This is a genomic window from uncultured Rikenella sp., assembly GCF_910577125.1.
Lineage (GTDB): Bacteria > Bacteroidota > Bacteroidia > Bacteroidales > Rikenellaceae > Rikenella.
This window is the reverse complement of the sequence record NZ_CAJTMN010000050.1, coordinates 1-15,039: the sequence shown is the minus strand read 5'-3', so window position 1 is coordinate 15,039 and position 15,039 is coordinate 1. Positions and strand designations below refer to the sequence as shown.

The 15,039-nt window shown below is 60.2% G+C and carries 14 protein-coding genes; 12 read left to right on the top strand and 2 right to left on the bottom strand.

Features of this window, described 5'->3' with window-relative positions; genetic code table 11:
• Positions 1-254: 254 nt before the first annotated feature.
• Genes QZ292_RS06615 through galK form a run of 3 tightly spaced genes read left to right on the top strand, consistent with a single transcriptional unit; the run spans position 255 to position 3,813 of the window.
• A complete protein-coding gene (locus QZ292_RS06615) occupies positions 255-1,331 on the top strand; it encodes an aldose epimerase family protein (RefSeq protein WP_294599568.1) in 1,077 nt (358 codons plus the stop codon).
• 32 nt (positions 1,332-1,363) lie between these two features.
• On the top strand, positions 1,364-2,635 hold the full coding sequence (locus QZ292_RS06610; protein ID WP_294599565.1) for an MFS transporter: 1,272 nt from the start codon (positions 1,364-1,366) through the stop codon (positions 2,633-2,635).
• A 20-nt stretch (positions 2,636-2,655) separates the two neighbouring features.
• Positions 2,656-3,813, top strand: coding sequence for a galactokinase (gene galK, locus QZ292_RS06605; RefSeq protein ID WP_294599562.1), 1,158 nt, complete (start codon positions 2,656-2,658; stop codon positions 3,811-3,813).
• A gap of 82 nt (positions 3,814-3,895) precedes the next feature.
• On the opposite strand, the gene QZ292_RS06600 is transcribed toward galK, so the two are convergent.
• Positions 3,896-4,480 carry a DUF308 domain-containing protein gene (locus tag QZ292_RS06600; RefSeq protein ID WP_294599559.1) on the bottom strand — a complete coding sequence of 195 codons (585 nt, stop codon included), beginning with the start codon at positions 4,478-4,480 and terminating at the stop codon, positions 3,896-3,898.
• A gap of 431 nt (positions 4,481-4,911) precedes the next feature.
• Between QZ292_RS06600 and QZ292_RS06595 the strand changes: the two genes are divergently transcribed.
• The 5 genes from QZ292_RS06595 to holA all read left to right on the top strand — a co-directional run bounded on the left by QZ292_RS06595 (position 4,912) and on the right by holA (position 9,007).
• Complete coding sequence (locus QZ292_RS06595; RefSeq protein ID WP_294599555.1) at positions 4,912-6,171, top strand: sigma-54 dependent transcriptional regulator; 1,260 nt, start codon at positions 4,912-4,914, stop codon at positions 6,169-6,171.
• A 1-nt stretch (position 6,172) separates the two neighbouring features.
• On the top strand, positions 6,173-6,703 hold the full coding sequence (locus QZ292_RS06590; RefSeq protein ID WP_294599551.1) for an LptE family protein: 531 nt from the start codon (positions 6,173-6,175) through the stop codon (positions 6,701-6,703).
• 32 nt (positions 6,704-6,735) lie between these two features.
• The gene (locus QZ292_RS06585) at positions 6,736-7,401 is read left to right on the top strand and encodes a hypothetical protein (protein ID WP_294599547.1); all 666 of its coding nucleotides are present in this window, start codon (positions 6,736-6,738) and stop codon (positions 7,399-7,401) included.
• Between the two features lie 66 nt (positions 7,402-7,467).
• Complete coding sequence (secG, locus tag QZ292_RS06580; RefSeq protein WP_294599544.1) at positions 7,468-7,821, top strand: preprotein translocase subunit SecG; 354 nt, start codon at positions 7,468-7,470, stop codon at positions 7,819-7,821.
• A gap of 106 nt (positions 7,822-7,927) precedes the next feature.
• Positions 7,928-9,007 carry a DNA polymerase III subunit delta gene (gene holA / locus QZ292_RS06575; RefSeq protein WP_294599541.1) on the top strand — a complete coding sequence of 360 codons (1,080 nt, stop codon included), beginning with the start codon at positions 7,928-7,930 and terminating at the stop codon, positions 9,005-9,007.
• Between the two features lie 28 nt (positions 9,008-9,035).
• Here the strand turns inward: holA and miaB are convergent, their stop codons facing one another.
• Complete coding sequence (gene miaB / locus QZ292_RS06570) at positions 9,036-10,385, bottom strand: tRNA (N6-isopentenyl adenosine(37)-C2)-methylthiotransferase MiaB (protein ID WP_294599539.1); 1,350 nt, start codon at positions 10,383-10,385, stop codon at positions 9,036-9,038.
• 242 nt (positions 10,386-10,627) lie between these two features.
• Here miaB and QZ292_RS06565 point away from each other — a divergent pair, with 242 nt between their 5' ends.
• The 4 genes from QZ292_RS06565 to QZ292_RS06550 all read left to right on the top strand — a co-directional run.
• Complete coding sequence (locus tag QZ292_RS06565; RefSeq protein ID WP_294599535.1) at positions 10,628-10,834, top strand: hypothetical protein; 207 nt, start codon at positions 10,628-10,630, stop codon at positions 10,832-10,834.
• 196 nt (positions 10,835-11,030) lie between these two features.
• On the top strand, positions 11,031-12,407 hold the full coding sequence (locus tag QZ292_RS06560) for a mechanosensitive ion channel family protein (RefSeq protein ID WP_294599532.1): 1,377 nt from the start codon (positions 11,031-11,033) through the stop codon (positions 12,405-12,407).
• An 80-nt stretch (positions 12,408-12,487) separates the two neighbouring features.
• Complete coding sequence (locus QZ292_RS06555; RefSeq protein WP_294599529.1) at positions 12,488-14,098, top strand: fumarate hydratase; 1,611 nt, start codon at positions 12,488-12,490, stop codon at positions 14,096-14,098.
• Between the two features lie 758 nt (positions 14,099-14,856).
• Positions 14,857-15,039: hypothetical protein (locus tag QZ292_RS06550; RefSeq protein WP_294599526.1), on the top strand; the 183-nt coding region annotated here is incomplete at its 3' end.

Below are 15,039 nucleotides of genomic sequence, written 5' to 3'. Positions count from 1 at the left end.
AACTTTAGAGGATGCTTACGCATCCTAAAGCTGCCGGCGGCCCAGCTCTCGGACTCTTCTTTGGGCCAGGAGTTGTAGCGCGCTTAATGCAATCACAACCTTTGGCGCGCTACAACCCCGACCCAAAAGCAATTGCAGAGATTAAGGACTGCGGAGCCTGAGGAGTAGCGTAGCTAACTAAAAGTTTTTGGTGCCGCTTTTTTCAAAAAGCGGCAGTTCCGTCCGGCTCAAAGACAAACATTATACACACAGCAATGAACGAGATTACACAACAGGTATGGGGTTTCACCCCGGCTTCGGCAGACGGCGAGGGAGGCGGAGAGCCCGTGGTGCTTTATACGATGACCAACGGCAACGGAGCGAGCGTGCAGCTCACCAATTACGGAGCCGCTATTGTGGGAGTCACCGTGCCGGATCGGGACGGGCGGATGGCCGACGTCGTGTTGGGATATGACCGGTGGCAGTCGTATGTGGCCGACGGGCCTGCCATGGGGAAGAGCGTCGGGCGGTACGCCAACCGGATCGCAAAAGGGACGTTTGCGCTGGACGGTACTACGTATAAATTGGCCGTTAACAACGGGCCGAACCACCTGCACGGCGGGCCGACCGGGTTTGCAAATCGGCTGTGGGAAGGACGAGTAGAAGGGGATCGCGTGGTGTTCGGCTATCACTCCGCAGACGGAGAGGAGGGATATCCCGGGGCTTTGTACGTCGAGGCATGTTATGACTGGGACGACGACAATCGGCTGGAGATCACCTATTATGCCAGGGTTGAAGGGAAAGCTACGATTGTGAACCTGACCAACCACGTCTATTTCAACCTCGACGGACACGACGCGGGTTCGGTGTTGGGGCACACCTTGACTTTGAAAGCATCGCGCTACCTGCCGACGGACGACACCGCGATTCCGTTGGCTGCTCCGGAGGCGCCGGCGCAGGTCGAGGGGACGCCGATGGATTTCCGGACGCCTCATGCGATCGGGGAACGCATCGGCGAGCCGTTTCAGCAGTTGGTCTGGGGGAAAGGGTATGACCACTGCTGGGTGATCGACGACAACTCTCGGCCGGCGGCGGAACTCTACTCGCCGGAGTCGGGGCGGTTCGTGGAGGTGACCACGACCCAGCCCGGGATACAGATCTACACGGGGAACTGGCTGAGCGGCTGTCCCCAGTCCAAGAATCCGAACTACTCCTATTCGGACAGAGACGGGGTGGCGATGGAGTGCCAGGCCTTTCCCGACTCGCCCAATCGGGCGGACTTTCCGAGCGTGGTTTTGCGACCGGGGGAGATTTATGAACAACATATCGTCTACCGCTTCGGCACGAAATAACTGAAACTCAAAATAAACCCAAACAAATCGTTATGACGAACAATCAACAAACTCAAATCAACTACACGGGGCCGTTCATCACGATGGTCTTCCTGTTCTTCATCGTCGGCTTCCTCACCGTCGTGAACCAGCAGTTCCAGAGCCCCTTGCAGAGCGCCCTGCTCAGCAACGTGGGCGGGATTCAGAACACCCTGGCCGTGATGGTCACCTTCGCCTGGTTCCTCTCCTACCCGCTGACCGGCGGGATCGGGGCCCGGCTCGTCAATAAGCACGGGTACAAGAACACCATGGTGCGGGCCCTGATGGTGGTGGCCGCCGGGTGCGCCATTTTCGAAGCCTCGGTATTGCTCCAGAAATATTCGGACGGAGCAGCCATCGCTTTCGGCGAATCGTCGATTCCGTACGCCTATTTCCTCTTCCTGATCGGCGCCTATGTCGTGGGAGCCGGGGTGACGATCATGCAGGTGGTGATTAATCCGTACCTGATTGCTTGTAACGTGAAAGGCACCAGCGACGTGCAGCGGCAGAACATCGGGGGTGCCTCCAACTCGATCGGGACTACCCTCGCGCCGTTCTTTGTCGGCGGGATCATCTTCGGCGGGGCGACGGTCGTTACCCTCGACAAATTGATCGTTCCGTTCGCAGCTTTCATTGTGGTGATTCTCGGTGTGGCCTTCCTGATCACGAAGCTCAAACTGCCCAACATCGCCAACACCACGGCCGAAGGCGGTGAAAAACTCGAACGCAGCATCTGGTCGTTCCGGCACCTGACCTTGGGGGTTGTGGCGATCTTTATCTACGTGGGTGTGGAAGTTTGTGTAGGGGCCAATCTGGTGATGAACGCCAAAGCGGATGCCAACTGGATCGACCTGGCGGCTACGATGGGATCGCTCTACTGGGGCGGGATGCTCGTCGGACGGCTCATCGGGTCGGCCCTGAGCAAAGTGCCGGCACGGATGCAGCTGATCGTCACCTCGATTGCGGCTGGGCTGCTCGTCATCGGCGCCATGCTGACCGACTGCCTGTGGCTGTTGGTGGCTGTCGGCCTGTTCCACTCGGTGATGTGGCCTTCGACCTTCGCACTGGCGATCAAAGGGCTGGGCAAATACACCTCGGCAGGGTCGGGGGCATTGATGATCGGCGTGCTGGGCGGCGGTGTGCTGCCGTTGCTGCAGGGGATGATCGCCGACATCACCGGTTCCTGGGCGGTTACCTGGATCATCGTCATTCTCGGTGAAGCCTACCTGCTCTACTACGCCCTGCTGGGGAGCCGGATCCGCAAACAGGATATGATCGCGGAATAACCATACGAAAGGCTGTTGTTATGGATATCACCAAAGTACGCGAGAAATTCAAGGAGCTGTACGGCACCCAGGGCGCCGTATACGCTTCGCCCGGTCGGGTCAACCTCATCGGGGAGCACACCGACTACAACGGCGGCTTCGTGCTGCCGGGGGCGGTGGACAAGGGAATGGTCGCCGAGATCATCTTCAACGGGACGGACAAGGTGCGGGCTTACGCCTTAGACCTCGGCGAGAGCGCAGAGTTCGGCTTGAGCGAAGCCGACGCGCCGGCGCAACAGTGGGCTAAGTATATCTTCGGCGTCTGCCGCGAGCTGACCAAACGCGGGGGGACTATTAAAGGATTCGACACGGTCTTCTCGGGAGATGTGCCGCTCGGCGCGGGGATGTCCAGCTCGGCGGCGCTGGAGTCGACCTATGCCTTTGCCTTGAACGACCTGCTGAACCTCGGCTTCCCGCCGATGGAGCTGGCCAAAGTCGGGCAGGCAACGGAACATAATTATGTGGGGGTGAAGTGCGGGATCATGGACCAGTTCGCCTCGATTCACGGGAAAGCGGGACACCTGATGCGGCTCGACTGCAAGACCGGCGAGTTCCAGTACGTGCCGTTCGATCCGGAGGCGCATGGGTACAAAGTCGTGCTGATCGACTCGTGCGTGAAACACGAATTGGTCGGGTCGCCGTACAATAAACGCAGAGAATCTTGCGAACGGGCGGTCAAAGCCATTCAGCAGCGACATCCGGAGGTCGAGTTCCTGCGCGATGCACAGCCGGAGTGGCTCGACGAAGTGATCGGGGTGATTTCGCAGGAGGACTATATCCGGGCGAAATACGCCATCGACGAAGTCAAACGGCTGCTGGACGCCTGCGCCGCTCTCGAAGCGGGGGATTACGAGACGGTGGGACGGAAGATGTACGGCACGCATATCGGCATGTCGGTACTGTACGAAGTCTCGTGCGAAGAGCTCGACTTCCTCAACGAAGTGGCCAAAGAGTGCGGGGTGACCGGATCGCGGATCATGGGCGGCGGCTTCGGCGGCTGTACGATCAACGTGGTGCCGGCACCGAAGTACGATGCCTTTATCGACACCGTGCGGGCGAAGTACAAAGCGAAATACGGGATCGACTGCAAGGTCTATCCGGTGGTGATTTCGGACGGCGCGCGACGGATTTCGGAGTAATCCGAATGGCGTAAAACTCCGTTTAACAACAAGAGGGGGCACCTGCGAACAGGTGCCCCCTCTTTTCATGCTTGCCGGCACACTACCGGTTGAAATACTTGTGCAGGTTGCGGAGCTCGAACGAGAAGACACCCATCGAAATACCGGCCATCAGGAACGAGACACCGACCCAGATCACCACCGCTTCGATACCGAAGAAGAGCGGTTGCGCCAGAATCACCACCGAGCAAATCAACAGCAATACCCCGACGAAAACCGTCCATCCGCCGCCCGGAACCCGCATCGACATCAGGTCGCTCCCCGAGCCGATCAGCCCGAAGCTCCGGAACATCAGCCAGAATCCGAGGAACAGAGGCAACGTGGCGGCCGAAATCGCCGGATGGCACACCAGTACGATCCCGATCAGCATTTCGATAATCCCTCCGGCCCATAACCATCCGCGTCCGATCGCCGGATTGGTGTTCGACGCGGCCAACGCGATGTTAACCGCTCCGGCCACCAGAATCAACACGGCGAAGGTGACCGACATAGCCACGTAGCTCACTCCGGGATAGGTGAAAATCACGATCCCGATGACGAAGACAGCGATCCCGAGCAGAAGCAGCAACCACCAGTTTTTCACGGCTACGCGCGAACGTTGCAAGCGATCCATAAAAAGACTTTGCATGACTGTATAATTTTTTAATGAATGTTTCTCTTCGTATCCTATTCGTTGATTCGGGAGGGAACTGTTCTTTTTGTGAACAAAAAGAACCAAAAAAACTTTAGAGGATGCTTACGCATCCTAAAGCTGCCGGCGGCCCGGTTTTCGGACTTTTCTTTGGGCCGGGGATTCTTCCGGGCGCGATAATGCGATAACTACCCCAACGCGCCCGGAGAACCCCGACCCAAGCAAACCGCAAAGACTGAGGACTGCGGAGCCTAAGGCATAGCGTAGCTATCATGAAAGTTCTTTGGGTACCTTTCTTTCAAGAAAGGTACGGTTCTATCCGGCACAAAGAACAAGATGCCAAGAAAAAGCATTCAAGAATTATGCCAATCGTTAAGATTTGTGCGGCTGACAAACCAAAAATAAGGCGTATCTTTGTGTGACCAACTATGGAACTTCAGAGCGTAAAACAGCGATTCGGCATCATCGGGAACACCGCCGCCCTGAACCGGGCCCTGGAAGTCGCCCTTCGGGTGGCCCCGACCGACCTGACCGTGCTCATCAGCGGCGAGAGCGGCGTGGGGAAAGAGTTTTTTCCGCAGATCATCCACGCCTACAGCGCGCGGAAACACGGGAACTACATCGCCGTCAACTGCGGCGCCATTCCCGAAGGGACGATCGACAGCGAACTGTTCGGACACGAAAAAGGGTCGTTCACCGGCGCCACCGACAGCCGGAAAGGCTACTTCGAAGTGGCGGACGGCGGGACCATTTTCCTGGACGAAGTCGGCGAACTGCCCCTGACCACTCAGGTACGGCTGCTGCGCGTGCTGCAGAGCGGCGAATTCATCCGCGTGGGGTCGTCCAAGGCACAGAAGACCAACGTGCGCGTCGTGGCCGCCACGAACGTCAACCTGCGGCTGGCCGTCGAAGCCGGACGCTTTCGCGAAGACCTCTACTACCGGCTCAATACCGTGCCCATCACCGTGCCCCCGCTGAGGGATCGGAAAGGAGACATCCATCTGCTGTTCCGGAAATTCGCCTCCGACATCGCCGCACAATACCACATTCCGCCCGTCACGCTGGACACCCAGGCCCGCCAGATGCTGGAAGAATACCCGTGGCCCGGGAACGTACGGCAGCTCAAGAACGTCGCCGAACAGATATCCGCCATCGAAGAGCGGCGCGAGATCGGGCCCGAGACCCTGATGCGCTACCTGCCCGACTATTCGGCCGCCGGGAGCCTGATCCCCGTGGGGCCGGCCGGGAACGGAGGCGAATTCGCCAACACCACCGAGCGGGACATCCTCTACAAACTGCTGTTCGACCTGCGCGGCGAAGTGTCGGAACTCAAAGGGATGGTGGCCGAACTCGCAGCCGCACAACACGGCAGCGGCACCACCTCCGGCTACGGAACGGCACTACCCGTCAAATACACCGCATCGCCGGCCCTGTATACACCGGCTGCACAGGAGAACCCCTATATCGAAACCGCCGCCGAAGAGGTGACCGACACTCCGGCCGCCGCCGCGACCGACAGTGCGCCGCAAACCAAAGAAGAGGCACAACGCGAGATGATCGTCCGCGCCCTGCGGAAACACCGCGGGAAACGCAAGGAAGCCGCCCGGGAGCTGTTCATCTCCGAACGCACCCTGTATCGGAGAATCAAGGAGCTGGGGATACGGGACAACGATATTTCAGAAGACTGATATGACGATTATGAGACCTTTGCGGATCCTGTTGCTCCCGCTCGTCACCGTGGCGGCCCTGTTCGCCGCGGGCGGATGCTCCGTTAAATACTCCTTTTCGGGGGCCTCGGTCAACTATGCCCTGAGCAAGACCGTCTCGGTCGCCTATTTTACCAATATGGCCGCCATGGTCGCCCCGATCCTGAGCCCGACCCTCACCGACGAGCTGACCAGCAAACTCGCCAGCCAGACCCGGCTGCAGGTGGTGCGCGAAGAGGGCGACCTCGCCTTCTCGGGCGAAATCATCGGATACAGCTCCGACCCCGTCTCGATCTCCGGGAACGAATACGCCACCCAGAACCGGCTCACGATCACCGTACGCGTCAAATTCGTCAACAAAAACGAACCCCAGTACAACTTCGAAAAGACCTTCAGCAACTACGAAGACTACGACACCAACGTCCTGCTGACCCAGGCCGAAGGGACACTCATTCCGCAAATCGTCGAAAAACTGGTGGACGACATCTTCAACGAAGCCTTGTCCAACTGGTAATCCGACCGACCCTTACACACCGAACACCCGCCATGAACGAACCCATCGGAGCCTATCTCGACGACTACACCCTGTTGGAACAACCGGGCGTATCGGCGCGGCTGGACGACCTCGTGAAGACCTACCCGTGGTTTACGCTGGGGCGGTACATGCAGCTGCGCTCCCTGCGGGGCGTCGATCCGGCCGGGTATCACCGGGCACTGCGGCGGACGGACGTACGGCTTTTCATCCACCCTTATCCCACACTGTTGCTGGCCCCTGCCACCGGCCCGGTCGCAGAACCGACACCTGCGACAGCGACGGGAGACGACGGATCGTACGACAGCCTGGTATTCGAGCCGGCCGGAATGCCGGAACAACAGCCCGTGCCGCCCATGCCGTCGGAGACGGACGCCATTATCGACGACTTCCTGAGCACCGAAGGATGGGGATCGCGGATCGTGGCGGCGCCTCCGGTGCCGGGCGTCGTGGAAGAGCCGGATGACATTTCGGCCGCCTCGGTGGCCGAAGACGGCGAGATTGCCACCGAAATATTGGCCCAAATCTATCTGGCTCAGGGACTTCCGGATCGGGCCGTCGAAATTTATTACAAATTGAGTTTGAAATATCCGGAAAAAAACGCTTACTTTGCAGACCTGATTGCGGAAATCCGGGCGGAAAACGGCGATTTCGGAGGCGGAGCCGAAGCCTACTTCTGACGCCGGGGCGCATATCCGGAACGCGAACGACGACCATACATTCACACGCATTTTACCTACACGACCATGTACGTTTTTTTCATCGTCCTGATTATCATCGCCAGCTTCCTGATCATCCTCACGGTGCTGGCTCAGAACCCCAAGAGCGGGATGGCCGCCAATTTCGGAGCCTCGAACCAGGTGATGGGGGTGCGCCAGACGGCCGACTTCCTCGAAAAACTGACCTGGGGGCTTTCCGTGGCGATCGTCGTGCTCAGCCTGGCGGCTACGATGGCCATGCCGAAGGCGGATATTTCGCGCAGCAACGATGCCTTGCAGCAGGCTATCGAGAATCAGGCTTCGCCGATTCAGAACCTCGACCTCTCTTCGGGGGCGCCGGCGGCTTTGCCGACCACGGACGGGGATGAGGCGGCACAGTAAGACTGTTAGTCCTCGATATTCCATTATCGGAATCCCGTTTCGTTCGCAGGAACGAAACGGGATTTTTGTTTTCATCCGCCCGAAAACGTTATCTTTGGGGGAAGATATGGCCAAGCAAAATTTCAGAGACACCCAGCAAGCGGCCGGCCGGATTCTGGCCGAGCTGCAGCAGGGACGATACGCCCCGCTCTACCTGCTGAGCGGCGAAGAGGGATTCTATACGGACAAGATTTCGGCTTACATCGCCGCCCACGCGCTGAGCGACAGCGAACGGGAATTCAACCAGACGGTCGTCTACGGCAAAGAGACCGACGGGCCGGCCGTCGTATCGCTCTGCCGCCGCTACCCGATGATGAGCCAGCGACAGGTCGTGATCGTCCGCGAAGCGCAGGCCATGCGCAATTTCGACGCACTGGGCGTGTACGCCCAGCAGCCACTGGCCAGTACCGTGCTGGTGATTTGCTACAAGGGGAAGAGTTTCGACAAACGGTCGGCAGTCTACAAACAACTCGCCGGCTGCCCCGGAGCGGTGGTTTTAGAGGCCTCCGCGCCGCGGGATTACGAGATGGAGGGGTGGATCCGCGACCTCTTCGCCGCGAAAGGATGCCGCATCGAGCCGAAAGCCATCCAGATGCTGGCAGACCACCTGGGGACAGAGCTGCAAAAGATCGATAACGAGGTCGAAAAGCTCTTCACCCGGCTGCCTGCGGACACGCGGGAGATTACGGCCCTCCACATCGAGCAGAATATCGGCATCAGCAAGGATTACAACAACTTCGAACTGACGCGGGCCCTGTCGGAGCGGGACATGGCACGGGCCCTGAAAATCGCCGACCACTTCGCGGCCAACCCGAAAGACAATCCGCTGCCCGCGACGCTGGCCACCCTGTTCTATCACTTCCAGCGAATCGTCACGCTCGGGATCGCCCAGTGGGAGAACCGCAAGCAGGGACGCCCGGCGATGGCCGGACTGTCGGAAGCGGAGGTCGCCAAACTGCTCAAACTGCCCGCCCCGTTTTTCGCCAAAGAGTACATCGGTGCCGCGGCCAACTACCCCAATGCGAAAGTATTTACCATCTTGGGCTGGCTGCGCGAGTTCGACATGAAATCGAAAGGGATGAACGCCGGCTCGGCCGACGACGGCGAGCTGCTCCGCGAACTGATCCTCCGCATCGCCATGCTCTGATGCCGGCCCGCTCCGGCCGCGGACGCCCCTATCCGAGCGGCACGCCGATCAGCGTCGCCGACGAACAGTCCGTAATCAGCGCCTGCACGTAATCGCCCGGCAGGAAATTCATCCGCGGCAGAATCACCACCTTATTCTGCGACGTCCGTCCGTAGACCTCGTCCGCCGACCGTTTCGAACGGCCCTCGATCAGCACCTCGACATGCCGCCCCACATCCGCCCGGTTCGAAGCCAGCGACAACTCGTTCTGCAGGTCGATGATCTCCGTCAGCCGCGCCGTCTTCACCTCCTCCGGCACATCGTCCCGCATCGTCCGCTGCGCCTTGGTGTTCGGCCGCTCCGAGTACTTGAACATATAGGCGAAAGCATAGCCCGCCTCGCGCATCAGCGACAGCGTCGCCTCGTGATCCTCCTGCGTCTCGGTGCAGAAACCGGCGATCAGGTCGGTCGAGATCGCACACTCCGGCAACACCCGCCGGATGGCCGCGATCCGATCCAGATACCACTCCCGCGTGTAGCGCCGGTTCATCAACTCCAGCATCCGCGACGACCCCGACTGGGCCGGCAGGTGGATCGCCCGGCAGATGTTCGGATACCGCGCCATCGTCTCGATCAGCTCGTCCGAGAAATCCTTCGGGTGCGAAGTCGAAAAACGCACCCGCAACAGCGGCGACACCTCGGCCACCCGCGCCAGCAAAGCCGCAAAATTCACCTCCCCGTAACGATACGAATTGACATTCTGCCCCAGGAGCGTCACCTCGCGATACCCCCGTCCGAACAGATCGCGCACCTCCGCCAAAATCGTCTCCGCATCGCGGCTCCGCTCCACCCCCCGCGTGTAGGGCACCACACAGTACGAACACATATTGTTGCACCCCCGCATGATGCTGACAAAGGCCGTCACCCCATTTTTATCCAGCCGCACCGGGCTGATCTCGGCGTACGTCTCCTCGCGCGAGAGCAGCACATTCACCGCTTTCGCCCCCCCGGCCGCCTGCCGCACCAGATCCGGCAGCGAACGATAACCGTCCGGCCCCACCACGATGTCCACCACCTTCTCCTGCTCGATGAGCCGATCCTTGAGCCGCTCGGCCATGCAGCCGATGATGCCCACCAACATCCACGGCCGCCGGCGCTTCACCTCCCGGAACTCGGCCAGCCGGCCCCAGATGCGCTGTTCGGCATTGTCGCGGATCGCACACGTGTTGACCAGCACCACATCCGCCTCGTCCAGCGAATCGGTATAAGTGAACCCCGCCTGCTGCATCACGGCCACCACCACCTCGCTGTCGCTCTGATTCATCTGACAGCCGTAGGTCTCGATATAGAATTTTCCCTCGCCCGGCCGGCCGGCGAGGCGATAATCGGAAGCGCTCATAACCTGATTTTTCGGTTCGACCCGACAAAGATACGCTTTTGTTCGCAGGCCCGCACCCTTTCTTCCCTCCCCCGCCGAAACACCGGAATCCGTTCCGCGGCGGGCGTTCCGTCCGCTTTTCGGTTCATCCGCTGAAAATCAGGCGGTTTATATTTTGCAAAAATTTTTATTTTGTTGTACCATTTCTCGGAAAAAGGTATACCTTTGCAGCGGTTTTAACATCACTAACACACATACCTGTCATGAAAAAACTTTTCCAATTCGCTTGCGTAGCCGCTCTGGCTGCCGGTTTCGCCGCTTGCGGTAACGGTGCTGCCAACAACGAAAACACCGACACCACCGCTGTCGTTGAAATGAGCGAAACGATCGTCGTAGATTCAGTAGCTGTGGACAGCGCTGCCTGCTGCGACTCGACCGCAGTTTGCGACTCGACCGCTGCAGCTGAGTAATCAGACGACTCGCATCGACGAGTCCGAAACTTCCCGCAGCCAGAAATAGCGCGGTGAAGTCACACACACAGCGTCTCTTCGGTTTCGACCGAAGAGACGCTCTTTTTTCATCCGACACACCGCCGAAACCGCATCAAGGCACATCTTTTGCACGACATCCGGGGTGTACGCCCATCAAGCTCAACCCACTTCCGAAATGAACCTTTCGAGCCACATTCCCCTCATCGGACACCTGTCCGGCACCGGCGGCGGAGCCGCAGAGACCCTGCTGCGACAGGCTTCGGCCGCAGATGCCGCCCCCTACGTCCCGGCCTCGAAATTCTGGGTCGTGCAGGACTTCAGTCAATGGCTCGCCGGGCTCGGCATCTCGGCATGGTGGTGCGACACGCTCACGTTTCTGGCCGTCTGCGCCGGGCTGGTTCTCACCGTCTGGCTGATCGACCGGGTGCTTTTCCGTCTCGGTCTCACCCTGATCCGGCGGTGGTCGAAACGCTCCCGGCATGCGATCGTCGGCATCCTGTTCGAACGCAAATTCTACCGCCGGGCCCTCTACCTGATCCCGCTCGGCGTCATTCTCTTCAGCGTCAACACCTTTTTCCGCGGTTTTACGCCCGGACTGATCGAGGCAGTGCGGATCGCGACCCGCTGCGCCCTCTTTTTCACGGCGATGCTCGTCGGTTTTTCGGTGCTCGACGCCCTCAACGACCTCTATCAGCGGCGGCCCGAGGCCCAGCTGCGTTCGATCAAAGGCTATGTCCAGGTCGGCAAGATCCTGGTCGCCTTTGTCACCGCCATCCTGATCGTCGCCGCCCTGTTGCAGGAGAGCCCCGTCCGGCTTTTCGTCGGTCTGGGAGCCGCCGCCGCCGTTCTGTCACTGATCTTCCGGGACACGCTGCTCGACTTCGTCGCCTCGATCCAGCTGGCGGCGCAGGACATGCTCCGGCCGGGCGACTGGATCGAGATGCCCGGCAAACAGGCCGACGGCATCGTGCTCGACATCAACCTCAACTCGGTGAAAGTGCAGAACTGGGACAACACCGTCACGACGATTCCGATCTATTCGATGGTCTCGGAATCCTTCATCAACTGGCGGTGCATGGAGGAGAGCGCCGGCCGGCGGTTCACCTGCCGGTTCCGGCTGGACGTCGCCTCGATCGCCCGGGCCGACGACACCCTGCTGCAACGGATGGCCGAAGACCCGCTGACGCACTCCGAAGCGGAGGCGGCCGTCAGGCTCGCCCGGTCGAGCAGTCCGCAGTACCTGACCAATCTCGCCCTGTTCCGGGCCCACATGGAGGTCTGGCTCTTCCGCCACCCGCAGCTCAACCCGCGGATGCTGACCTTCGCCCGCTACCTGACCGAAGTGACCGAGACGGGGCTCGTCTTCGAAGTCTACGCCTTCGCCCGCAACACCGAAAGCGAATACGCCTACGATGCTGTCCGGCGCTCGACAATGGAGTATGTGATGGCCTGTCTGCCGCTGTTCGGCCTGCGGATGTTCCAGCGCCCTTCGGGGCTCGACGTCGAGGAGATCGCCCGCGACGACCGGCAGCCGGGTTCGAAAACGAGTTAGAAAAGGGGCGGGCACCCGATGCGCTGTTACGGAAAAAACAGTAACTTTGTCCTCAGTGCTTACCAAATAACTCGATCACCATGTCTGAATTCAACTACCAGGAGCCGTTCCCGCTGTCGGAAGACACGACCGAATACCGTCTCCTGACCAAAGAGTATGTCCGTGTCGAAACGTGCGGCGGCCGCCGGGTGCTCCGCGTCGAGCCGGAGGGGCTGAACCTGCTGGCGCGGGAGGCGTTCCGCGACGTATCGTTCTTCCTGCGCGCTTCGCACCTCCAGCAGCTGGCCGACATCCTGAAGGATCCCGAGGCGAGCGACAACGACAAGTTCGTGGCCTACACCATGCTGCTGAACCAGACGGTGGCGGCTGCCGGCGAACTGCCGACGTGTCAGGACACCGGGACGGCCATCGTGATCGGAAAGAAGGGCGAGGATGTCTACACGGGGGCGAACGACGCGGAGTGGCTCTCGAAAGGGGTCTACGAGACCTACAGGGACTGCAACCTGCGCTACTCGCAGGTGGTGCCTTTCACGATGACCGAAGAGAAGAACAGCGCGACCAACCTGCCGGCCCAGATCGACATCTATGCCGAACAGGGGATGGCCTACAAGTTCCTCTTCCTGACCAAGGGAGGGGGCTCTGCGAACAAGACTTTCCTCTACCAGCAGACCAAGGCGCTGCTGAACGAAGCGTCGCTGACGCAATTCATCAAGGACAAAATCAAGGATCTCGGGACATCGGCCTGCCCGCCGTACCACCTGGCGGTGGTGATCGGAGGGACGTCGGCGGAGGCCAACCTCGCTACGGTGAAGAAGGCTTCGGCACACTACTACGACAACCTGCCCACCACGGGGAACGAAGGGGGACGGGCGTTCCGCGACCTCGAATGGGAGGAGAAAATCAAAAAAATCTGTCAGGAATCAGGCGTGGGGGCTCAGTTCGGCGGCAAGTATCTGGTGCACGACGTGCGGGTGATCCGGCTGCCGCGCCATGCGGCGAGCTGTCCGGTGGGAATCGGAGTGAGCTGCTCGGCCGACCGTAACATCAAGGCGAAGATTACGGAAGAGGGGATTTTCCTCGAACAGCTGGAGAAAAATCCGGCCCGCTTCCTGCCGACGGAGGCTCCGGGGCTGACGCCGGCGGTAGAGATCGACCTCGACAAGGGGATGGACGCCGTGCGGGCGGAGCTGACCAAATATCCGATCAAGACGCGCCTGAATATCAAGGGGACGCTGATTGTGGCGCGCGATATCGCGCATGCCCGGATCAAACAGATGTTGGATGAGGGCAAACCGATGCCGGAGTACTTCAAGAACCATCCGATCTACTATGCGGGGCCGGCCAAGACGCCGAACGGTATGGCTTCGGGCTCGTTCGGGCCGACGACGGCGGGACGGATGGACCCGTATGTGGACTTGTTCCAGGATCACGGCGGTTCGATGGTGATGGTGGCCAAGGGGAACCGTTCGAAGGCGGTGACGGACGCCTGCAAGAAGCACGGCGGGTTCTATCTCGGTTCGATCGGCGGGCCGGCGGCGGTGCTGGCGAAGAACAGCATCAAGTCGGTCGAAGTGGTGGACTTCCCGGAGCTGGGGATGGAGGCGGTGCGGAAGATTTATGTCGAAAACTTCCCGGCTTTCATCATCGTGGACGACAAGGGGAACGACTTCTTCGCCGAGTTCGCACACTGATTCCGGAGCCTCTTTTCATAGCATCAAGCCTTCCTCTGTCAACAGGGGAAGGCTTTTTTGTACCCAAAACAAGGATTGGGCTGCGACTGATAGTGGAAATGCGTAAGCATTTCCCGTCCACGCACCCATAGGGTGTTTTGTTTAGGGTTATCTCTGCCTTACTAAGTGGGGCCGCGCGGCCCGAGCGCAGTCGAAGCTCAACACGCGCGGAAAAAGTGGGAGTAGTAAACTGGTAAGCGATACGCAGTATCGCTCCGTCCCGCCGGGGCGCCCACCGGGCGTTTTATTGGGGTTCTTTCTGCCTTATTAGCCGGCCGCCGCCCGCGCAGGGCAGTTCCATCCGGTGCGAAGTTTTGGGCTGACCCAGCTGCAGCAAAACGAAGTTTTGCCCGTCCACGGGACGTGGGGCCCGCGCGGCCCGAGCGCAGTCGAAGCTCGACAGTCGCCCGCCCGCCAAAGAGGGCATATTCTGCCGATTGGCGGTGAGCCAATTCGGCAAGAATTGCCGCGGGCGACTGACTGAAAAAGTGCCAAAACCCGCGAGCCACGCCTTAAAAGGGAAATCATTCAAACACGCAGTCGTGTTTGAACAAGATTTCCCAAAGGCGCGCGGAAAAGTGGGGCGGCAGAGCCGCAGGGAGGCGGACACGGGGCAGTGCTTTGGGCCGAGAGCGAGTAGCGCGATTCGCAGAATCGCCGGGCTTGCGCGCTGGGCCTTCGGCCCACCCGGGGAGCGCGCAGCCCGAAACGGCAAAGGATTGAGCAGAGCTTTTGCGGCCCGTCGGGCCGCCGGCCTTGTCGCCCAAGCACGAAGCGCCTCGGGGGTGGACGACAGGCCGAATGGGGTAGAAGATTGGGCGGGGCTGGAGCAGGTCGGAGCCAGCGTGGCCGGAAACGAGCACCGCCGAGTTGCAGGCCTACGCCTGGGGTGGCTCCGGCCC